Origin of the sequence: Pelagicoccus mobilis (assembly GCF_016595505.1) — a bacterium.
GTDB lineage: Bacteria > Verrucomicrobiota > Verrucomicrobiia > Opitutales > Opitutaceae > Pelagicoccus > Pelagicoccus mobilis.
The window spans coordinates 1-21,051 of record NZ_JAENIL010000005.1 but is presented as its reverse complement, the minus strand read 5'-3'; the positions used below and the strand labels follow the sequence as shown (position 1 = coordinate 21,051).

14 protein-coding genes are annotated in these 21,051 nt (G+C 52.3%); 9 read left to right on the top strand and 5 right to left on the bottom strand.

Going from position 1 to position 21,051, the window contains the following annotated elements:
- The first annotated feature begins 13 nt into the window (after window positions 1-13).
- Window positions 14-982: a DUF6807 domain-containing protein gene (locus JIN87_RS03450; RefSeq protein WP_200354125.1), complete on the top strand. Its 969-nt coding sequence runs from the start codon at window positions 14-16 to the stop codon at window positions 980-982.
- Window positions 983-991: 9 nt separating this feature from the next.
- Here JIN87_RS03450 and JIN87_RS03445 read toward each other — a convergent pair whose 3' ends face one another.
- The 5 genes from JIN87_RS03445 to JIN87_RS03425 form a co-directional block, all read right to left on the bottom strand.
- Window positions 992-2,494: a DUF7133 domain-containing protein gene (locus JIN87_RS03445; protein ID WP_200354124.1), complete on the bottom strand. Its 1,503-nt coding sequence runs from the start codon at window positions 2,492-2,494 to the stop codon at window positions 992-994.
- Window positions 2,491-3,369, bottom strand: coding sequence for a c-type cytochrome (locus JIN87_RS03440; protein ID WP_200354123.1), 879 nt, complete (start codon window positions 3,367-3,369; stop codon window positions 2,491-2,493). Before JIN87_RS03440 ends, JIN87_RS03445 begins: the two co-directional genes overlap by 4 nt.
- Window positions 3,370-3,598: 229 nt before the next feature.
- Entirely contained in the window at window positions 3,599-7,387 is a 3,789-nt protein-coding gene (locus JIN87_RS03435; RefSeq protein WP_200354122.1) for a TonB-dependent receptor plug domain-containing protein, read from the bottom strand.
- 513 nt (window positions 7,388-7,900) lie between these two features.
- Complete coding sequence (locus JIN87_RS03430) at window positions 7,901-8,710, bottom strand: hypothetical protein (RefSeq protein WP_200354121.1); 810 nt, start codon at window positions 8,708-8,710, stop codon at window positions 7,901-7,903.
- Window positions 8,711-9,253 carry a hypothetical protein gene (locus JIN87_RS03425; RefSeq protein WP_200354120.1) on the bottom strand — a complete coding sequence of 181 codons (543 nt, stop codon included), beginning with the start codon at window positions 9,251-9,253 and terminating at the stop codon, window positions 8,711-8,713.
- Window positions 9,254-9,401: 148 nt separating this feature from the next.
- Here JIN87_RS03425 and JIN87_RS03420 point away from each other — a divergent pair, with 148 nt between their 5' ends.
- The 8 genes from JIN87_RS03420 to eno all read left to right on the top strand — a co-directional run bounded on the left by JIN87_RS03420 (window position 9,402) and on the right by eno (window position 20,631).
- Complete coding sequence (locus JIN87_RS03420) at window positions 9,402-11,012, top strand: alpha-L-fucosidase (RefSeq protein WP_200354119.1); 1,611 nt, start codon at window positions 9,402-9,404, stop codon at window positions 11,010-11,012.
- 437 nt (window positions 11,013-11,449) lie between these two features.
- Window positions 11,450-12,964 carry an L-fucose/L-arabinose isomerase family protein gene (locus tag JIN87_RS03415; protein ID WP_200354118.1) on the top strand — a complete coding sequence of 505 codons (1,515 nt, stop codon included), beginning with the start codon at window positions 11,450-11,452 and terminating at the stop codon, window positions 12,962-12,964.
- 4 nt (window positions 12,965-12,968) lie between these two features.
- A complete protein-coding gene (locus JIN87_RS03410; protein ID WP_200354117.1) occupies window positions 12,969-14,111 on the top strand; it encodes a PfkB family carbohydrate kinase in 1,143 nt (380 codons plus the stop codon).
- A gap of 102 nt (window positions 14,112-14,213) precedes the next feature.
- Window positions 14,214-15,236: a hypothetical protein gene (locus JIN87_RS03405; RefSeq protein WP_200354116.1), complete on the top strand. Its 1,023-nt coding sequence runs from the start codon at window positions 14,214-14,216 to the stop codon at window positions 15,234-15,236.
- 169 nt (window positions 15,237-15,405) lie between these two features.
- A complete protein-coding gene (locus tag JIN87_RS03400; RefSeq protein ID WP_200354115.1) occupies window positions 15,406-16,872 on the top strand; it encodes an aldehyde dehydrogenase family protein in 1,467 nt (488 codons plus the stop codon).
- A gap of 121 nt (window positions 16,873-16,993) precedes the next feature.
- A complete protein-coding gene (locus JIN87_RS03395; RefSeq protein ID WP_200354114.1) occupies window positions 16,994-18,076 on the top strand; it encodes a hypothetical protein in 1,083 nt (360 codons plus the stop codon).
- A gap of 2 nt (window positions 18,077-18,078) precedes the next feature.
- Complete coding sequence (locus JIN87_RS03390; RefSeq protein WP_200354113.1) at window positions 18,079-19,074, top strand: phosphotransferase family protein; 996 nt, start codon at window positions 18,079-18,081, stop codon at window positions 19,072-19,074.
- Window positions 19,075-19,341: 267 nt separating this feature from the next.
- Window positions 19,342-20,631: a phosphopyruvate hydratase gene (eno, locus tag JIN87_RS03385; protein ID WP_200354112.1), complete on the top strand. Its 1,290-nt coding sequence runs from the start codon at window positions 19,342-19,344 to the stop codon at window positions 20,629-20,631.
- Window positions 20,632-21,051: the final 420 nt, after the last annotated feature.

Here is a 21,051-nt window from a genome sequence, read left to right as displayed (position 1 = left end):
GGAAAGTTAAGCTATGAAAGTTCGAAGTATCCTGTATTGGAAATTCTGTTTGTTGTTGGTGGTTGGAGTCGTTCAGCTCATTCATGGAGCTCCGGAAAAGTCGGGGTTGGAGGTTAGGGCTGAAAAGGGAGTTTTCGTCGTTAGTGAAGACGGGCAGACCGTGTTTCGCTACAACCGAGATGCGATTTCGAGGCCAGACGGATCTTACCCTCGGGCGCATTACATCCATCCCCTTTATGCGACGGATGGGACGCTCATGACTGAGGATATGCCGGATGACCACCCGCACCACCGTGGCGTTTTCTGGGCTTGGACCCAGTTATGGGTTGATGGAGAAAGGATTGGCGATCCTTGGCACCTGAAGGGGCTACGTCGTCACGTGACCGATGTTTCAGTCGATGTTGAAGATTCCTTTGCCCGTCTCGTGTGCGATGTTGTTTGGCATACGGAATTATTGGATACGGATGCGGGAGGACGTGACTTGGTAAGCGAGCGCGCAATTGTTACTGTGCATCCAGCAGAGGGAGAAAATCGCCGGATCGACTTCGAGGTTCGGCTGCAAGCTCTCCAGGATAACATTAAGCTTGGCGGTTCGATGAACAAGAAGGGGTATGGCGGATTTTCGGTGAGGATTCCGATGCCGGAGGATTTGAGTTTTTCTGGATCAGATGTGGAGCCTGTTGTTAATCGGAAAGCTCCAGCTGCAGCGAACCGTTGGGTCGATTTTTCCGCCAGTTTCACGGAGGAAACGCGTTCAGGGCTCGCGATCTTCACGCATCCCGGAAATCTCGGATACCCGCATGGCTGGACCTTGCGAAAGGCCAATAGCTGCCAGAATCCCGTCTATCCTGGCGAGCAACCGGTACCGCTTTCAGCGACTCAGCCGCTGGTGCTCAAATATTCCTTGTTCCTGCATGGATCGGACTACGATGCGACGGAGATTAATGCTGCCTACCAGAGATATCTGAACGAAGTTGAGTAGGCGGAGCTGTCACTTCGTTTCAACTACGTTATAGTAGATGGTATCTCCCATGAGGGGACTGCCGTCGGTGGCCTTCGCTCCTTCGAGCTTGATGGTGTAGAGATAGCCAGGAGTGATCTCGGGGAGTTTGAACTTCAGAGTTTTTCCGTTGCTGCTTCTGTTCACCTCTGAAACTTCCACTTCTTGTTCGTTAACCTTAGGTGAGCCATAGGCGGCATGGTAATGGTAAGTGTGTTTGACGACTGTGATCTTGGGTAGTGCCTCGCTTAGTGAGGCGTTCAGCCTGAGCTTAAAGCCAGACTGTTTTAACTCTGCCTCTTCGACGAAAAACAGAGGCTTACCAGTCCAAGTGATTTTGCGGATCCCCTCGTCGCCAGCCCATTTCAAGTGGGTTTTACCAACCCAGAGAGCTCCCGACTGGTCGAAGCAGAACCTGTGGTTACCCATGCCAAGACCAGAGAAAGGAAGGAATGGGATAAAGGCACCTTGCACAGTTTCACCCACCTTGTCGGCTAGGAAGCGGCTTAGGATGGGTTGATTCATGTCACCGATCAGAACCTCTCCTTCAGGGAGCCCGAATTTTTCCGGGGCGATCGTTGGGATTGGCTGGGTCGGGGAGTTGGCCAGTTCTCCGTGCGGAAAGAGAGCCGCAGCGGGGGTGCGCATGGATTGTAGTTGCTCAACGGGCACTTCGAGCGGGTCTTGAGTCCAACCTTCCTTCCAAACGAGGGAGGCAGGGTGGCCGTAGAAGTTGCCTTCTGTGACATGGTAGAGCGGACTTGTACCACGCCAGTCTCCTTGGTTGTCCGTCACCCAAAGGCGGCCTTTGTCGTCGAAACCGATTCCATCCGGGGAGCGGAAGCCGTAAGCAAAGGGAGTCCCTTTGCCATCGGGGGAGATTTTCATTACACAGCCACGGTAGGGAACCCGCGAATACATGCGACCAGCCTTCTTTTTGATCGTGGGCCAGTCAGGATTGTCTTTCCAGCCTTTGAGGACTGACTCTTCGAGTCCGATGGGAATGATAGGGCCGCGCACTTTCTCGAAAGTGCCGGCGAAGTTTGAGGCTACGTTGAGGGCTACATAGTAATTTCCCTCGTGGTCGACTGCGGGACCAAAATTGAACTCGTGGTAGTTGCCGGATATTCCGAAGTCGTCCCAAACGGTTTCGTAAACGTCCGCTTCTCCGTCTCCATCTGTATCGCGAAGACGCGTGAGCTCGCTCCATTGGCTAGTGACGATGGCACCGTCGGGATCCTCGACCATACCGAGAGGGCATTGCAGGCCTTGAGCGAAGAGGGACCACTCGTTTTTAGTCTGATCGAATATGAGGATTTCGCCGCTGTAGAAGGATGCGGCAATTCTTCCGTCTCGAAGCGTAAGCATGCCGCCGATCTGCTTATCGATTTCGACTGGAAGCGGGACGTTTTCAATGACGTAGTGATCTTGCCAGCTTTGAGCGAGCAGACTGGTATCGGACAAGCTAATGAGGGCGAGGCAGGAGCGGATCATCGTTGGGAAATAGTTAGGCTAAAGGATTTTGCTTCGGACGCTGTCAGGCGTAATGTGTCGCCTTTGAGTTTTCCTTTGTTCGAAGAAATGGATACGTTACCGATGTGAGAGAGATCGAGTGTTACCGGGCTAGATATTCCGGATAGAGTGAAGCTTCTGACAAATGAACCAGGTTTCGGACCGTTTGCTATTTTCTCTCTGATTTCTATGTCGCCGAAACTGTAGTGGAATTCTGGAACTCCATCCACCAGTCTGTATCCGTGGGACTCTGGTTTGGTTTCGTTTGCGAAAGACCAGAGCTGCGGGGAAGTCTCTTGGTAGTAGGGTTCGGGGAGCGCTGCTGGACTACGGAATCCTCGCAGCATTGTTTTAGATCCCGTCCATGCATAGCGGAGGCGACACGCTTCCGAGTCGAAGCAAAGGCTAATGTCTCCTTCTAGTACGATCGCTGCAGATGCTGGACTCGTGTTGGGTAGGAAGGTGCGGACGACGTAGGGAAGTTCGCGCTTCGGTTCTTTGAAATTTGGGAATTTCTTCTTCTTTTCCTTCTTAATCCCTTGAGTGGCTTTGAGGGTGTAGTGGTGGATCTTAGCAAGTCCCTCATCACCAACGTGGGCCATGGATGGCATTTGAAGAAGCGCTGGATCTTTTTTTCCTGGGGCTTTGGCCCATGCGATGAACTCAGCCTTATTTTCCGCCGGATAGTTCTTGGCGATTGCGAAGAGAGAAGGGCCCATGGACGGCGTGTCAACCAGATGGCAGGCCGCGCAGTTCATTTGGTATTCCTTTTGTCCTTCGATTTGCGGCTCGTTCTGAGCGTGCAAAAGCGAAGTCATGCCGGCCAAGGCAAGAAGTGTAACGGAGTTCAAGCGCATTGTTGGAATAAACGGTAAAGAGTAGGGGGCTGCAATGGATGAGTTTACTTACTAAGTTTAGTAAGTAAACAAATGTTTCGGAGGACAATGCTCTGTCATTGTTGAATCCAGAATTGGGATACTAGTAAGACAATGAAGGAGCATTGCCCTCCTGAGATATTGGATACAAAAAAGCCAGGCGCGGATGCGCCTGGCTGATACCTATATACTATATCTAGAGTATGATGTTCTAGAATTGGAAGGAGTTTGTGAGGGAGAAGGTCTGTGGCGCAGGCGTACGTACGACTGCAACGGAACCGTCTGGCTGAACGCCTACTGGAATGAGCTCATCCTGATCGCTGGTGATGTTGTTCAGGTTGAGGGAGATGTTCCAGTTGATGCCATTGCTGAGCTTGGTCTTGTATCCAGCGCGGAGGCCGAAGTTAACTTCGTCGGGACCGTAGTACGGGTTCTCTACGTCTGGGATTGTGGAACCGAGGATGGTCATGAGCGGGTAGCCGATCGCAACTTCGTCCTGCCAACGTACGCTTCCACCGAAGCTGAAGCCCTTGAAACGGCCTTCGCGGAAGGTGTAGTTGGTGATGAAGTTCACACGCCATTCACGCTCTTCCGGGTTCTTTTGTCCGTCGAGTGCCTTGGTTGTGTTGTAAGGGTTAACAACCGCCTTGTCCCAGGTTTCGAATACGTGACCCCAGCCTTGGTCCATGTCAGCAGCTTTGTAGGCTTCGCGTTGTGTACGGCCAACCAAGCTGAGCCCTGCGTAGTCGATGTCGTTGTTAACTTCCCAGAGCTCTGTGTCGGCGTTGTAGATGTACGGCGCACCGGAAGGAGTGCCTGCGGTTCTGTCGCCCCAGAGCACTGGTTCCCAGAGATCGATGAGCTCTTTGGTGTACGGGAGGCTGTTCGCAGTTTTCGTTTCGGTGCGAGCCACGTTGAGCATCATACGCAAGCTCTTGGTTGGGTTGAATATGATTTCCGCTTCAAGGCCTTCGGATACGATATCTTGTGTGTCTGCGAGATTTGGCGGAGTGCGGTGGAACCAACCAACACCGTTGAGATCGCCGTTTGAGTCAGTGATAAGCTGAGCTTGGGAGGCGATCCATACGTCTGCCATCGGATGGCTTTCGTCGAGGGTGAGGCTTGGGTTGCTGATGACGCCATCAACCGGCATAGGGAGGTTGATGGATGCTCCAAACAAGTTTGCGATCGCATCCACGTGTGCTGGGATGTTTTCGTAGTTTGGATACAAGCGTTCGCCGAGAGGGATCTTCTGTCCTTCTTCCTCCTGAACTGCGTCCCATTCTCCCGCGAGGTCGACGTAGTCGTCCATGACGGTTTGGATGGATTTGAGGGCTGCGTCACCGATTGCGGATCCAAGACGACCGCGTCCGTTTGCTCCAACGATGCTGGACTCGAACTTGTTTACGCGGAGGTTGAGCTTTCCTTCGAATAGTGAAGCGTTGACGCCGATTTCTTCCGTCTCGCCAGATGGCTGAGCGATTGGGTCGTAGCGCCAGTCGAGACGAGCTGGGCCAGCGGAAGTGTTGTCGGAGGTACTGTAGAAGAGAGCAACATCGTTGTTGCCGAAGATGCGATCGTTCCAGCCCTTTGGCAGACGAGCCACTACGCTGAAGCTAGAGGTGTCTGCATCTTGAACTTCTGGCGTGATGTCGTCGAGATTCCAATACAGTGGGTCGATCGTCGCGTTTCCTGTACCCTGAAGCGCGGATACGTTGTTTGGATCGTTTGGATCGAGTGGGGGAGGAGTGTTCTTCAGCTCCGAGCGTTCGTCTTCGCGGTAGCCGTAAGTGGTGATGATGGTGTCATCAAGCCAACGGCTCTGAAGCACGATTGCTCCGGAGTCTACAACGACGTTGCTGAGAGTACCGCCGCGGATGTATGGAGCGCGTTCGAGATCGTAGCTCTCAAGGATGCCCTGATTGTACATCTGGATTGTTTCGATTCCGCCTGTATCCGGAATTCTCTGGTTGAGGATCGCGTTTGGTGTGAGCGCGAAATCCTCGACCTCGATAGACTTTGGATCTGAGAGAAGGTCGACTGCTGGGCCGAGGTAGGTCAAGTAAGCGACTTGTCGCTGGAAGGACTTAACGCCTACTGTCTTTTCGAGAACCGCTTGAACGTCTGGGTCTTGGGAGATCCAGTTTTCGTTGATGTTGTACTGGATGGAATCCAACTCATCGCGAGCGTAGAGACCAGTGAGTGTATGCTCACCGAGGATACGTCCGAGGAAGTTGTCGGAAAGGAACTTCTCTTCGAAGTCGACACGTGCGAAGGCCGTGGCGCGGATAGAGTTACGATCCTTGGTTTGGTTGTTGATGCTCATGCGATCCACAACGTAGGTACGACCGAAGTTCGGGTTCTCGCCACCGATAGGAAGTGTCTTCTGAACATCTACTGTGATGGCTGCCTTGCCCGCACGGAATGGGTTGGCGTTGTACATCTCGTAGGTTTCGTCGTAGAAGGAGACTTCGAAACCGAAGTTGTTTTCCCAGAAGGTTTGTTCGAAGGTTGCGGTAGTCGCGTCGAATTCCTTGATTTGGGAGCCAGCTGTACCGGCGAGCAGGTGACGTGTGAAGTCGAAGAGCTCGAGGTTCATGACGGTTGGGTAGTGGTAGTTTAGGTTGGTGTATCCAACATTCTGAACTCCCTTCATGTCAGCTGTGCCGCTCTTGCCCTTGATAGGCTTTCCGTTGAAGGTAAGCGTGTCTGGGTTGACGCCACCGTTTAGGAGGTAGGTAGCGTAGTCAGTCGCTTCTTTGTTTCTGACTTGAGAGATGAAACCGCCAGCCGCGTCTGCGGACATGTTGTCATCATAAACCAACGTCAGGTTGCGGAAGAGGCTTGAGCCACGAGTGTGGAACGGGTTCGCGTAGCCTGCATCGCCGCTGATGACCTGGTTGGGTAGGCGGTACAGAGGGGATTGCGCTACACCGTCGATTTCGTGGGCTTTGTCCAGTTTCGCTGCGCGAGCGAAGCTATCGTAGTAGAACGGAAGGTTGTTTACATCCCAGTCTGCGGGAATCTTGGTGTAGTCGGGGTTGCCGTCCGCGTCTGTGACGACTCCGAATTGATCAACCAGAGAGTGGTATTCCTTGAGGGCGTTCACATACGAAGTGACGTTTTCTGTCGGCGATACTGGGTCCGGATTGTTGGCGTCGATCTTACCCCGCTCGTGGTTGACTTTGAAGGTAGCTCCTTCCCATGGCTTGTAGGTGAAGGCCATGTAGGCTCGGGATGAATCGCGGAATGCTGGATCCTGACGGAATTTGCGGTCGTCTTGGACGCCGGAGAAGCGGAAGCCGAGCTTTTCGTCGATGAGAACTTTGTTGTAATCGACTTCAGCGCGGTAGGAATGGGAGCGTGAAGATCCGCTCGCGATGCGCAGGCGAACTTCGCCGCGATCCCTGTTGGTATTCGCTTGGTGCACGCCGGCGTCGATTACACCGGCAGGCGAACCGAGACCGAAGAGTATGGAGTTCGCTCCACGGCTGATGTCGATACGTCCTGAGTTATAGGAGTCGTAGGGAATGTCTGTGATGAAGTATCCGCGGGTGCGGTCGGGAGCGCCCAGTCCGCGGATACGGTAAGCGTTGCCAGGGTTGTTGACGACATTGTTTGAGTTGGCGCGGCTTCCGGTGGAGACGCTCGCTCCGGAGAAGTTGCCTCCGAGGCCGGCTGCTTCGGTAGCCGTTGTATAGAGGAGAACGTCGTTGAGGTCGTTCGCCCCGAGGTCGTCCATGAGGTCTTTGGTGACGACCGAGATCGCGGCACCAATGTCCTTGAGGTCAGTACGGAGGCGGGAACCTGCCAGCGAACTTGTCGCCCGGTAGCCTTCGTCTTCGGTTGCCTCAACGGTGAAAGGACTCAATTCGAAGATTTCCTCTTCTTGGTCCTCTTGCCCGTATGCCGCCTGGAAGGCCAAGGGCCCGGCGACGATCAACGCAGCCCAGCCAAGGGTGCTGCGGTATCTAGGTAGCTTAGGTATCTGTATATCCATCTAGCGTAGTTGTTAGTTTGGTTTTGTGCCGATCACCGGCTGCCACGGAACCAAAGGGGGTAGGGGGCGTCGGGGAACGGGTGGGTGGTAAAGGTTTAGCGCGAGTTAGGAGCAGTTGCGCTGGTGGAGTGGGGAAATGGGGTGATTGGGGTGGGGAGTGATATAGGGGAGGCGGGACTGGCGTCGCTTGTTACGGTCCTGATATTAGCGAAGTACCACCTACTCTTCATTGAATTATGTTGCAGGCTTCGCTTGCTCAGGTTGCGCGGTGGCTTAAGTCATTGATAGCGAACCTCTAGGCGTGATTGCGCACGATGCTTGTTTCGCCCTTATTTGTGCGTATCAGACAAGCGTTTGATACCGCTGGACATGCGAAATGAGCGCTTTACCCCTGTGGGTTTTGATCCGGATTCGGACAAAACGAGCAACGGCAAGCTCTTCCATTTTGCCACCAAAGCGACAGGTTCAGTTCTACCTTAATGGGGCTTCGATGGCGTTTTTGCGGTCGCCGATCTACGATTTTTCGGTCTTCCGAAACGCGGGAACGAACAGCACAGCTAATAGAACTGTGTTTTCCCAGAAGAGGATATTCATCGTGAGAAGGACTGATAAGTGGAATCCGAGTATGGAAACCAGGAAGGGAATCCGGAGCTTCGAAAAGATCAGTGTAAGCGGGGCGATGAACTCCCAAATTGTGATCCATAGAAATCCTGCTTTTAGACCCAGAGCGAGAAAGGGGCTATGTGCCACCGAGGTTCCCAAGTTGAAGTCAAAATAGCTAGTGAGCTTGGAGTTGTTCTCCGCCCAGAATAGTACGGTATCCGAGAGAAATATTTCGCTCCCTCCGGTTATGAAACGATGGGCCCCGATCAACGTGTATGAAAGGCAGAGGAGCAATGTGATTGCGAAGGGCTCGGGGTGGCTCTGCTTACTTTTGGAGAAGGAGTAGCAAGTGTAGACGAGTACCGCTATCAGGGCGATCACTTCGGCGTGGTTCACGTGACCGAAACCACGAACGAGACACTGGTAGAGAATGACGCAGAGGGAGGCGATCGGTCCGGCTGCGGGAATCAGTTTTCTATTGAAGCAAGCGAGGCAGGACAGGGCTCCGACGCATTTGATAGTGATCAGAGCTGGCCAGCTGAGAAGAACGTTGTGCCACTGCGGGGGCAAGGCGTTGAGAGGAAATGGGGGACTGAATACGGATAAGGGAAGGACCGAAAGGTCTTGGATCGGATCAAAAACGAACTTGAGAATCCAAATGCCGAATACCGTGATTCGTACTAGATTTGCGTAACTTTCGCTTGGGGCGGCGTGTAGCATCTAGCCTTGAGAGCGGTTCAGGTTGAAAAGTACTTCCGAATGAGAGGAGTTATCGGAAAGTGATTCGGTGATCCATTTTAGGGATACTGCATCAAGCGAGGCCTGCGGGTGCTTGCGTTCGTATTGGTAGGCTATCGCTTCCAGTAGCTCTTTTGCATCTGACTCGTAGCTTTTCGCGTCCGTTTCCAAGCGTACGCACAAGTTGTGGATCTTATTATGTATCCGCAACGAACCGAAGCCGAGTGACGGGAATAGCCGACTAGGGTTTAGTTCAATGAGTTGGCCGTCGCTCAAGGTGGCCTCCAACTCGAAGTGATACATCTCCAAATGCTGGAGAGGTTTTGTGTACATGTCCCAATGCACGAAGGGGAAGGTCGCCTTGGATGAGCGAACAAAGTGTCCAGCGGTCATAATCAGGACAAAACCGACCAAGATTAACTGGGAGCGAGGACTGAGCTCTTTGAGCCATTTCTTGAACGAAGCGTTTTGGATCAAGATTCCGAATACGCAGCAGACGGCTATGAACTCGAGAAGATAGGACATTGAATTTGAAACGCAGTTTCCGGTGAGGCGTACTCCTTGGTTAACGGCAGAAAGTAGGTTGGAGTCAAACGTTTCACCGAAATGCACGGATGCGTACTCGGCCGAGTCCTCTATGCTGTGGGGGATTCTCGCGAATCCCCTACATCTCGTGAAACGACTAGCAATTATACTCCTCTCCCTTCTAACAGTTTCTGCAACAGCTCAATCCTACAAGCCAGAGTGGGATTCGCTCCAAAACTACGAGGCGCCTGAATGGTATGAGGATGCTAAGCTTGGTTTTTGGGTTCACTGGGGAGTCTACTCAGTGCCTGCATTTATGGGAGATCACGCCGGAGAGTGGTACGGGCGGTGGATGTATTGTAAGGAAGGCCAGAGTTCCCGATTCGATCAAGGGCTTGCGATTCATGAGCATCATAAGAAGACCTACGGCGATCCTGGAAAATTTGGATACAAGGATTTCATTCCAATGTTTAAGGCGGAGAATTTCGATGCAGACGAGTGGGCTGAGCTTTGCGTGGAGGGTGGAGCGAAATTCTTCACTATGATGGGTGCTCACCACGATGCGTTTTGCTTGTGGGATACGAAGCTCTCCAAATGGAATTCCGTAAACATGGGGCCGAAGCGCGACCTTGTAGGAGAGATTGCCGAAGCGGTCCGAGCGAAGGGACTCAAATTTGGCGTGTCGAACCATACCGCTTTCAACGTGCAGTTTTTCCAATGGAACCACATAAATGGCTACGATGCCAAGGATCCGGAAAATCAGGATCTCTACGGTACTCCGATTTTTCTCAAAGGCGGTCTCGAAGCACTAAGGGTGAAACCCGAGGAGCAAGATACGAGGGAAGGGCGTTGGGCTTGGTTCGCTCGAAGTCGTGATCAGCTACGTCCGAGTCCGCGGGATGTACAGCGTTGGATAGATCGAACCAAGGAGTTAGCGGACCTCTACCAGCCAGATCTCTACTATTTCGATTGGGGGCATCGCGAACCGGAATTCGAGCCAGGGCGTCGCGAATTTGGAGCTCACTACTATAATAAAGCAGTCGAATGGGGAAAGGGCGAGTATGGGTCGCCGGGAGTCGTGCTCAATTACAAGAGCCGCTGGTATAAGCCCGGAACCGCGGTGCGTGACTACGAGCGGGGTGGAATGGATAAGATTGGTAATATGGTATGGCAGACAGACGACTGCGTCTACGACGACCACAACTGGAGCTACGTTCCTGGAGTCGCGATTAAGCCGACCAATCATATCGTCGATCAGTTGATGGATATCGTGAGCAAGCGCGGCGTGCTCATGCTCTCTTTCGCTCCCAAGTCTGACGGAACCTTCCCGGATGATCAGAAGAAGATGATGCGGGAGTTGGGGGCTTGGTTGAAAATCAACGGTGAGGCGGTCTACGCGACGCGCCCATACGAGGTGTATGGGGAAGTTGGCGACAAGTGGTATGAGAAGGATAAGCATGGTCGCAAGAAGATGGTAGCGACGAGCGATGACATCCGGTTCACCCGAAATAAGGCCAATGATGTCCTCTATGCCACCATCTTGGATTGGCCGGGGCGTAAGCTGCTGATCAAGACTTTGGCAGGAGCGGATGTTAGCGGTATCGCTTCTATCAAACTTCTAGGTGTCGATAAGGAACTCGTTTGGAAGCAAACCCGGGAGGGCCTTGAAATCAGGTTGCCAAAAAAGCCAGCCTACGGGATGGCATATCCGGTTCGGATCGAATTTACGGACGAAATAGCCAAGCCGCATAACAGTTAGTCACCTTGGGAGAAGACTTGGCACAATTGTGCAGGAATTAGAACGATCCGTACTAACGGTGTTCTGAGAAACCGATTAGAATTACGGCGTATTTCTTACGATGAGCTATCGTCTCTCGGGGTTCCTTCCCGGTGAATTGTTCGTTTCACCATAGGAGGATGAGAGCGGTGCTTGGGTATGCTAGAAATGCCAGCTGTCTTCAAATGTGGTTTGTCGATTGGTAGTCAGGCTCTCTGCAAATGAGGCAATTTTATCGACCCTCTCTTTTCGGGAGGGTCGATCTGTTTTTGCGGCGGATTTTCATAAAACACAAATCTGTCAAGATTGCCGAATAAACCGCTTAAAACTTTTAAGATTTGATTCGAAATGTGAACAAAGTATAAGTTTAAGCAGGCCTAAGCGTAGTTCGATAAGCTCGATTCAGCTAGTTTGGGGGCATGACGAACAAGTTTCTTCCCCCAATCCCCAAGAAGGGTGTTCTCAATGATGTTGTTGCCGATTTGGTCGGTCCGCTCCCCAAGCCTAAAGCAGCTCGCATCGTGATCGTAGCGTGCGGGGTTAAAATTCACTTTCCATGGGATAAGGCCTGCGAACGCTACACCGCTGCTCACGACGTCTTGGTAGATGCAGTTGATGGACTACCGGTTGAAGTTCTCCGAGCCGATGAACCGTTTGAGGATCCTCGGGAGCTATGCGCTTTTTTGGATACGAAGCTGCAGGAGGGGATCGCAGGCGTTGTTTTTTTCCACGCTGCTTATACCGCAGGGGAAATTGGTTCTTATTTCGGGCGCTGGGCATTGGATCACAAAGTTCCTCTGCTCTCATGGGCGTGGCCGGAAGAGGGAACAGGTGGCGCGAATGAGGCGAACAGCCTGACTTGCCAGAATTTCCTTCTGCAAATGTGGAAGCAAATGGGAGTCCCTTATGCATGGTTACACGAGACAATCGGCAAGAAGGCGGCTCCTTTGCTCGAGCAATTTTGTCGAGCTGCTTACACCCGCCAGAGCTTCGCGTACGCCAAACTGCTTCATGCGGGAGGTTCGCGTGTGACAGCTTTCTACGACGGTGAGGTCGATGAGCTGGCGGTCATGAAGAACCTCGGTTGTAACTTCGACCGTGTAGATCTGGAGGCGGTTTATCAGCATGCGAAGAACAAGTTCGCCGATGCTGATTTGATTCGAGTCAAGGATGCGTTGATCAACCATCCATCGTGTAACGAAGTCAATCTACCAGAGGAGCAGATCCTCAAAACGAGTCGCTTCGGTTTGGGTATGCTCGACCTGGCCCGAGAGCATGGCTACCTCGGCGCGACTGTGAAGAGCTGGCCTGACTTGTTCGACTGTTACGGGTGCGCCATCGATGGCTCTGTATCCATGATGAATGACTACGGTTTCTGCGTAGCGGAGGAAGGTGAGATGAATGGTCTGCTTTCTTCTCTCTCGCTCTACCTGCTCTCCAACGGTGAAGCGATTCCGACGATGATGGATCTCTCCCTTTGGAAGCAGGAGCAAGATCGTCTCGGTATCTGGCACTGTGGTGCGTCTCCCACTCGTTTGCTAAAACCGGGAACCAAGTTCAATGCGGCTCGTCATTCTATTTTGGAAAATGGAGACCCTGAAACGGCTGTTGGTTTAATGCTCGAATTCCTTCTTGCGAACGGACCTGTCACGGTGATGCGTTACATGGCTCCGGACGCGACCAAGTGGTTCGCTTTCGAAGGAGAGTTTGAAGATACACCGCTCGACTACCGGGGAACCTACGGTCTCTTCAAAGCGACTGGTGAAGCCTCGCTCTGTCAGATCATGGGTACGATCTTCGATGGCGGGCTGGACCACCATTGGAGTGTTGGCTACGGACACTGGCTGGCAGAGTTAAGAATGTTTAACCACTTCTGTGGCCTCGCAGAAATTCCGCTGCGTGAGTGCACCAAAAATTTCGGCCTCAGTCGTTAGTGCGATGAAACAGGAAACAAGTGCTGCACTAACTGCTTTGGCGGATCGCGTTAAAGGGGCGGCTTCAAGTGTCGGAAAAACTCCGGTGGTCATCGGGTTCGACGCTTTTGTTGACGAGTCGCTCCGTATCGTGGGTGAACGGACTTCACCTGTATCGTTCAAAGCACTACCGACGATCAGCGACTTTGGAGCATGGGCGAGTGCGTCTGCAGGGCGTAGCGGATCGCGAGAGTTTGTTTGCGAAGAGATCGTCGCGGGTGGTTGCTCTGTTAATATGGGCGATGGAATCGCTAGTATGGGTTTCCCGCTAAATGCGTTTTCAGGAGTTGGAACTCCGGCGAATCCAGCTTTCGGTTCCTTTGTTGAGAAGTGCGTATCCGTTGACCCTGTAGGCATGGAGCCGGGCCGAGCACTGGTTACTGAGTTTGACGATGGCAAGTTGATGTTCTGCTCCTTTAGCCACTTTGCCAACTTCACTCCTGAGTATTTGAAAGAGCAGATGGCTGACGGACGCTTTGCCAATGCTTGTTCTCAAGCAAAGGGAATCGCTCTCACGAGTTGGTCTGTGTATCCATATATGACGGACTGCTGGCGTTACTTGATGGATGAGGCACTATCCGGAATCTCCCATCGCCCGCATTTTTTCTTTGATCTCGCAGATCCAGCAAGCCGCACGAAGGAGGATATGGTTGACTTGATCGATACCATTGGAGGTTTCGAGAAAATTGGTCGCGTTACTCTAAGCGTAAACGGCAATGAAGCGAATCGATTAGCCTCTGCTGTTGGTCTAAACGAAGCTGATGAAACGCCAGCCGAACTGGAACGCTTGAGTAGCGAGTTGCGTGAAAGAGCGGGTATCAGCGAATTTAGTATTCACCTTGTGAAGACGGCTGTAACTGCGACTGCAAGTGGAGTCGCCAAAATCGACGGACCGTACTGCGCGAAGCCAGTACGGAGCGTAGGGGCGGGCGACCGTTTCAACGCTGGTTTTTTCGCTGGGCTCATGCTCGGTCTTGAACCTGAAGAACGACTTCAATTAGGCGCTGCAAGCTCTGGCTTCTTCGTCCGCAACGCTCGGAGCGCATCCTGCCAAGAACTAACCTGTTTTATCCGTTCCTGGGCGGCTGGAGAATTTGATGATGGCTAATTGAAAGGTGGGTCGGCTTCTCCGAAGACGACCATCGAATGTGCGTCTTGGGACAAGACGCACCACCTTGTCTAAGGATACATAAAAAAAACACATTTCAAAATGAAAACTCTCGATAAGAAACTCGAAATTCTCCGGAAGAATCCGGGTGCAAATGAATTCATAATCGCTGACGCTAAGGATGCGGACATGGCTTGGGGGATCGCATGCCCTGGGGCTCCGTATCCAAGCAATGGAGATGGGCGCTTCTACTCCATGAACGAATTCATGGATCAAATGCGTGAGATGACAGCAAGTGGTTTGATCGACATAATGCTCGCTTCAAACTCCGTAATGAGCCGTCTTGCACACGACGAGAAGCTCTTCGTCGACAGTCCAGTGACTCCAGCAATTCGTGCTAACGATACGAGCGATGTTTGGATTAGCCGAGTCGCGAACTACCGAAACAAGCCGTCGATTCCTTTCCGCTCCGCGGACATCAACGAAGCTCAATACGGCAGTTTGACCGCTGAGCCAGATGGAGATCCGAAAGTAAACCTCGGTCTCTACTCAATGACTTTCAACAATGATCTAGACGCGGACTATCGTAGTCTGGTTGAGTTCAAAGCGTTCCGTGAGGACGCCGCAAAGGCAGGTTTCGACTACTTCCTAGAGGTCTTTGCTCCAAACGTGGAGGATTGTGGAATCCCAGCGGAGGATGTTCCATCGTTCGTGAATGATGCGCTCGTCCGTTCGCTCGCGGGAGTCGGTCGGGCCCACTGGCCGAAGTTCCTCAAGATCCCTTACTTTGGTCCAAAGGCGATGGAGGAGTTGGCCAACTACGATAGCGACCTAATCGTCGGAATTCTCGGTGGAGGAACCGGCACGACTTACGATGCCTTCAAGCAGCTAACCGAAGCGAAGAAATACGGAGCTCGTGTGGCTCTTTACGGTCGTAAGATCAAGGATGCGGAGCACCCGATAACGTTTGTCGGATACTTGCGTGCTCTCTCTGAAGATAAGCTTACTGCCGAAGAAGCGGTAAAAGCCTACCATGGCGACCTCGATAAACTAGGCATCCCGCCAAAACGCGATCTCGAAAAGGACATGGAACTCACTGATCCAGGCCTTAGCTACGCGTCATAATTTGCTGAATACTCAATAGTTAACCCTTGGTTCTCAAAAACTAAATCGATGTAGGGCTGGCGCTCGCCGCCATGCCGCGACCTGCAGATCAGATTCCCCTGCAGAGCGGTGCGTCGTAAACGACGACTCTACAACTTGATTCAGATTAAGAGCCCAACCCCAAAATAGAATGCTCGAAGAAACGAAAAAATTCCTGTCCGGCCCGTTGGGCTCGTTTATCAACAATCAATGGCTTACCGATGAAGAGGGCGAACGCTTCGAAGTGACCGATCCTTGTACTGCTGAACCGATCGCCAAGGTTCGTAGAGCTTCAGCCGTCGAATTGGATTCGGCGGTCGAAGCTGCGGATAAGGCATTCCCAGCATGGAGCGCTTTGCCAGCGAATGAGCGGGCCATCTACTTGCACCGCATTGCGGATGCGCTTGAGAAGAATTTCGATACGATAGCGGAGATTGAAACGCTCGACGTCGGCAAAACGATCGAGAATACCAAAGGCTTCGACATTCCCTTTGGAGTTGAGTGTATCCGCTACTTCGCGGACCTCTCCATGTCGCTCCCGACGGATACACCGTTGGCGATCAAGGCGATGGAAGCTCGTATCCACCGCGTTCCGTATGGAGTTTGTGGATTCATCTTTCCGTGGAACTTCCCGTACAACCTTCTCCTCTGGGGAATTGTTCCTGCGCTCGCTGCAGGTAACACGGTAGTCGTTAAACCTGCCGAACTCACTCCTTTGAGCACGCTCTTCTTCGCTAAACTAGCAGAGGAAGCAGGACTCCCCGCAGGTGTTCTTAATGTTGTGACGGGCAGCGGTCGCGAAGTGGGTGAAGCGATGTGCAATCACAAGAAGATCAAACGCATGTCCTTCACCGGCTCGAGCTTCGTTGGTAAGAAGATTGGCGAGGCCTGTGGTCGAAACCTGATTCCCTGCAAGCTTGAGCTTGGCGGAAAGGGTGCAGCGGTAGTGTTCGAAGATGCGGACCTTGATTTGGCAGCTGAGCAGCTTTCGGCTGCGATCACCTTCAACACTGGCCAGGTTTGCTGTACTGCGACGCGCTGGATTGTTCAGGAATCCGTGGTCGAAACGTTCACCGATAAGGTCACAAGTTTACTAAAATCAGTTAAGCTGGGGCACGGCTTGAAAGCTGAAACGGGTATGGGGCCGCTAGCTAGCGAGAAGCAGCGTCAGACCGTTGTGGACTACCTTGCAAAGGGTGAAGCAGAAGGCGCGACTGCGGTCTTAAAAGGAGAGTGCGTTACGCCTGAAGGCTGTGAACAAGGCTACTTCATGACCCCGTCGCTCCTGAAAGGCGATACGGAGAACATTTGCTTTAAGGAAGAGATTTTCGGTCCAAGCGCCTACCTTACGACCTTCACGGACGAGGCCGATGCCATGGAGCAGGTGCACTCGATCGACTATGGCTTGGCAAATAGCGTCTTTACTGCGGACCTAGAACGTGCCAACCGTGTGGCTGACAACATGGCCTGCGGAAACAACTGGATCAACGCCCACAATGTATTTGCCTACGGACTACCGTACGGTGGGGTAAATCTCAGTGGTCTTGGCGGTGGTGTAAACAGCCCTGAAACATACTACGATTATCTAAGACCCCAGACTGTAGCGAGACCTCTTTAGTGGATTGATCAATGTAGGGTCGTGCCTTGGCGCGGACCGTAGTGCAGGAGTGAAATTCAGCCGACGCGGTCTGGACCAAGGTTCAACCCTACAAACCGCACCATTTGTTACCCACCTTGTAATGATTACCAAAATACAGTCCGACCTAGTATCTGCCGAAGTGGTTGTACCCGTCGGTCATATCGCTCCGGTCGAATTCTGTTTAGATGAGAGCGGGAAGGTCGCAAAGCCGTACTCTTTGCCTGGCTGGACGCCGGAAGAGTGCAAGGTGGATGTACCTGCTGTCAAATGGCTCCGTGGTGAGTTCTTTGGGTTCCCCTTCGGTCCCGGTCAAGACGGAGGTCCAGTGCATGGACCGGCTGCGAATGGGCCTTGGGATATCGTAGAGAAAACGAAAAACAGCATTCGTTTGACTGTTGAGTTGCCTCAGCAATCCGGCTTGATCGAAAAATGTGTGGAGCTGAGGAATGGCCATCGTGCACTCTATATCGAGCACAAGATCGAGGGAGTAGAAGGGCGGTTCAACTACGGTCACCATCCCGTATTGTACATACCGGAGAAGGAAACGGTTCAGATTCGGATCAATGCCTTCAAATTCGGTAGTGTGTACCCTGAAGTGTTTGGTGATGCTTCAACAGGGGACATCAACGTTTTGAAGGAAGGGGCTCGATTCGAAAGTATCGATGAGCTTCCACTTCGAGAAGGGGGTACGCTCTCAGTGGCCGAGTATCCAAACCCGCTGCAGTACGAGGACCTGGTTATGATGAGCGCTGCAGATGACGTCCGACTTGGATGGACTGCTGTATCCTATGATGGATACGTTTGGCTGTCGCTGCGAAGCACGAAGCAGTTTCCCAGTACTCTGTTTTGGCTTTCAAACGGCGGCTGTGCTCAGGAACCGTGGAATAACGTGAATGGTCGTCGCATTGGAGTAGAGGACGTTTGCTCCTATTTTTCGATCGATTGCGAGCGGAGTCGCGAAAATCCTCTAGAGGAATTTGGAATTGAAACTGCCAAGGAATTCACTCCTCGGAAGGAGACCTATTTGCGCCATACTCAATTAGTTCACCCAACCGATGGAGTTAAGCCGGTCGCTTCGGTGAGCCCAGTTGCAGGTGAAGCAAACGTTTTGATTCGATTCGAAGATGGTGATGAAGTAGAGGTAGCTGTCGATTGGCAGTGGCTTCTCGAGCCCGACCAATAAAGATGAGTGTTGCCCCAGCAGATGAACTAAAGTCGCTCTTAATAGAGCGTGAATGGATAGCTTCACCTGAAGCTACACTAACTCCGCTAACCGGTGGTGTATCCAGTGAGATATACCTCGTGGAGGACGGGGAGAAACGTTTCGTGGTGAAGCGTGCCTTGGCGAAGTTAAAAGTCGAAGCAGACTGGTTCGCGGACACATCGCGCAACCATTCCGAGCAAGCCTACATCCGCTATGTCGGCGAAATGCGACCAGACGCGATGCCAGCGATTGTGGGAAGCGATGCTGAGGCAGGGTTGTTTGCGATGGAGTTCCTCGACGGTTTCGAGAACTGGAAGCAAGCCATGCTGGCAGGCGAGTGCTCAATCGAGTTAGCGGCCAAGGCTGGCAAACTGCTGGGCGAGATCCACGCAGCGTCCTGGGGTGATGTGAAGGTGCTTGCTGAGTTTGATTCAATCCCGAACTTTGACCAACTCCGCATCGATCCCTACCTGCGTGCGACAGCCGAGAAGCATGAGGACATCAAACCACTGATACTCGCGGAAGCAGAGCGTTTGATGACAAGCCGCGAGTGTTTGATCCACGGGGACTATAGCCCGAAGAACATACTCTACAGCGAAGACCGTCTCGTGCCGCTCGATTGCGAAGTGGCGTGTTACGCGGACGCGGCCTTCGACCTGAGTTTTTATCTCAATCATCTCTTTCTCAAAAGTCTGTACCACGCTCCCAAGCGACTCGCCTTCGCCGATATGATCGACGCCGCGATCATTGCCTACCGCGAAGGAAATCCAGAAAACGCAGAGGGAGTCATCAACCGCACTGCCAAACTCCTCCCTATGCTCATGCTCGCTAGAGTCGACGGCAAGAGCCCAGTCGAATACCTCGCTAGCGAGAAGCAAGAGTTCGTCCGAAAGACGATTAAACCAATGATTAGTCACCCACTGAACCATCTAGAACAAGTTGAGAGCGGCTGGTTTGATCAGCTGTATCGCCTGTAGGGTTGCACCTCGTGTGCAGACCGCATTGCAAGCTCTGAATCGAATTGAATGAAAGACTATTGATTGATCAAACTTATGCGGTCTGGACTAACGTCCTACGCCAAGGCTCCGGCCGTCAAGAGGTCCAACCCTACAACCCAATGACATTCTGTGATATCTGTGCACTCTGTGGTTAAAAAGTAGATACGAAATGGAATGTGACCTGATCTTCAATAAATCCTTTGTGAACCTTCGAGCCCTTCGTGGGCAAATATCCACCTTTAAAAAATGAAAATACAATCTGTAGACGCTTACCAAATTTACGATTCTCGTGGCATGCCGACCGTGGAGGTCGAAGTTACCTTAGAAAACGGAGTCAAGGGCTGCGGCCTCGTTCCGAGCGGTGCCTCCACCGGCCAGTTCGAAGCATTGGAGCTTCGAGATGGGGATAAGAGTAAATTTCGCGGGAAGTCTGTATTTCAGGCTGTTGCCAATGTTAATGGGGAAATCTCGGACGCAGTCGTTGGGCTAGACGCCTATGATCAGCGAGCTGTTGACCAAGCGATGATCAATCTTGATGGAACTCCAAACAAGAGCCGGCTTGGAGCGAATGCGATCCTTGGTGTATCCATGGCTGTCGCCAATGCTGCTGCGAATGCCAAAGGTGTGCCGCTCTATGAGTCGCTTGGAGGAGGTGAGGGGAATCTTCTTCCACTTCCTGAGATCCAGATTATCGGTGGTGGCGCTCACGCTAATTGGCGTACCGACGTGCAAGACTTTCTTGTGATCGCTACCGGAGCAAAAGACTATGCCGAAACTCTCGAAATCACATTTAATGTGTATCACGCTGCTGGTGACATCTTCCGTGAACGGAACAAGTACTACGGCCTGGCGGACGAAGGTGGATATTGGCCAGAGTTCGAAACGAATGAAGAAGTCTTCGATACCTTCGTAGAAGCGATAAAGCGCGCCGGATACACGCCTGGGAAAGAGGCCTCAATCTCGCTGGATATTGCAGCCAGCGACTTGTACGATGAAGAAACTCAGACTTACAAGTTCCGCCTCGAAGACCGTAGCTTCACGCGTGAAGAGTTTGCGGATCTTATGATCGAGTGGTGTGAAAAGTATCCGATCATTTCAGTCGAAGATCCAGCTGCGGACACTGACTGGGAAAGCTGGGATAAGATCATGAAATCGGTTGGGCACAAGGTTCAGATTATTGGCGATGACCTGTTCACAACGAACCCAACACGTATCCAGGAAGGCATTGAGCGCGGTGCGGCGAATAGCGTACTTATCAAGCTCAACCAAATCGGTAGCGTTACAGAAACGATTGATGCCATTCGGATGACGCAAGAGGCAGGATGGTTGCCTGTGGTCTCGGCTCGTAGCGGTGAGACCGAAGACGCGTTCATCTGCCACCTCTCTGTCGCGACAAATGCAGGCCAATTAAAGGTCGGTTCCTTCGCTCGTAGCGAACGCATGGTCAAATGGAACGAATGCCTTCGTATTGAGCGTACTCTTGGTGAGAAGGCCGAGTTTGTCGGAGCAGAGCTCTACCAGAAGATTTTCAAGTAAGAGCTGAGATTTATACTCCTTTTTAAGTCGTCGCCGAAGTAGTCGGGTCATTGCCCGAAACGGAGTGAAGGGATCTAGTGAGTGAAGCGAACGAGTGTAAATTTTAACACCGCTGCTTCGTCACTAGACCTTGGCTTCGCCAAGCGATGACCCGGTCTTCAACCGGCAATGACTTTGATCAGGGTGGCGCGATGAGATGGTCGTTTCACTCCTAGCTCTTTCTTGGCGACGCTTACTGTAACACTCGAGTTAACTTTGAAATGAGCAACCCGAAGTGGTCTACTGGAAGTCCTTGCCGACGCAGTCGTGTCCTTGCCCGAAACGGAGTGAAGGGATCTAGTGAGTGAAGCGAACGAGTGTTGATTCTAACACCGCTCCTTCGTCGCTAGACCTTAGCTTCGCCAAGCGATGACCCGGTCT

Coding starts and splice junctions, on each gene's coding strand:
- JIN87_RS03450 (WP_200354125.1), top strand. CDS start 14: ATGAAAGTTCGAAGTATCCTGTATTGGAAATTCTGTTTGTTGTTGGTG.
- JIN87_RS03445 (WP_200354124.1), bottom strand. CDS start 2,494: ATGATCCGCTCCTGCCTCGCCCTCATTAGCTTGTCCGATACCAGTCTG.
- JIN87_RS03440 (WP_200354123.1), bottom strand. CDS start 3,369: ATGCGCTTGAACTCCGTTACACTTCTTGCCTTGGCCGGCATGACTTCG.
- JIN87_RS03435 (WP_200354122.1), bottom strand. CDS start 7,387: ATGGATATACAGATACCTAAGCTACCTAGATACCGCAGCACCCTTGGC.
- JIN87_RS03430 (WP_200354121.1), bottom strand. CDS start 8,710: ATGCTACACGCCGCCCCAAGCGAAAGTTACGCAAATCTAGTACGAATC.
- JIN87_RS03425 (WP_200354120.1), bottom strand. CDS start 9,253: ATGTCCTATCTTCTCGAGTTCATAGCCGTCTGCTGCGTATTCGGAATC.
- JIN87_RS03415 (WP_200354118.1), top strand. CDS start 11,450: ATGACGAACAAGTTTCTTCCCCCAATCCCCAAGAAGGGTGTTCTCAAT.
- JIN87_RS03410 (WP_200354117.1), top strand. CDS start 12,969: ATGAAACAGGAAACAAGTGCTGCACTAACTGCTTTGGCGGATCGCGTT.
- JIN87_RS03405 (WP_200354116.1), top strand. CDS start 14,214: ATGAAAACTCTCGATAAGAAACTCGAAATTCTCCGGAAGAATCCGGGT.
- JIN87_RS03400 (WP_200354115.1), top strand. CDS start 15,406: ATGCTCGAAGAAACGAAAAAATTCCTGTCCGGCCCGTTGGGCTCGTTT.
- JIN87_RS03395 (WP_200354114.1), top strand. CDS start 16,994: ATGATTACCAAAATACAGTCCGACCTAGTATCTGCCGAAGTGGTTGTA.
- JIN87_RS03390 (WP_200354113.1), top strand. CDS start 18,079: ATGAGTGTTGCCCCAGCAGATGAACTAAAGTCGCTCTTAATAGAGCGT.
- eno (WP_200354112.1), top strand. CDS start 19,342: ATGAAAATACAATCTGTAGACGCTTACCAAATTTACGATTCTCGTGGC.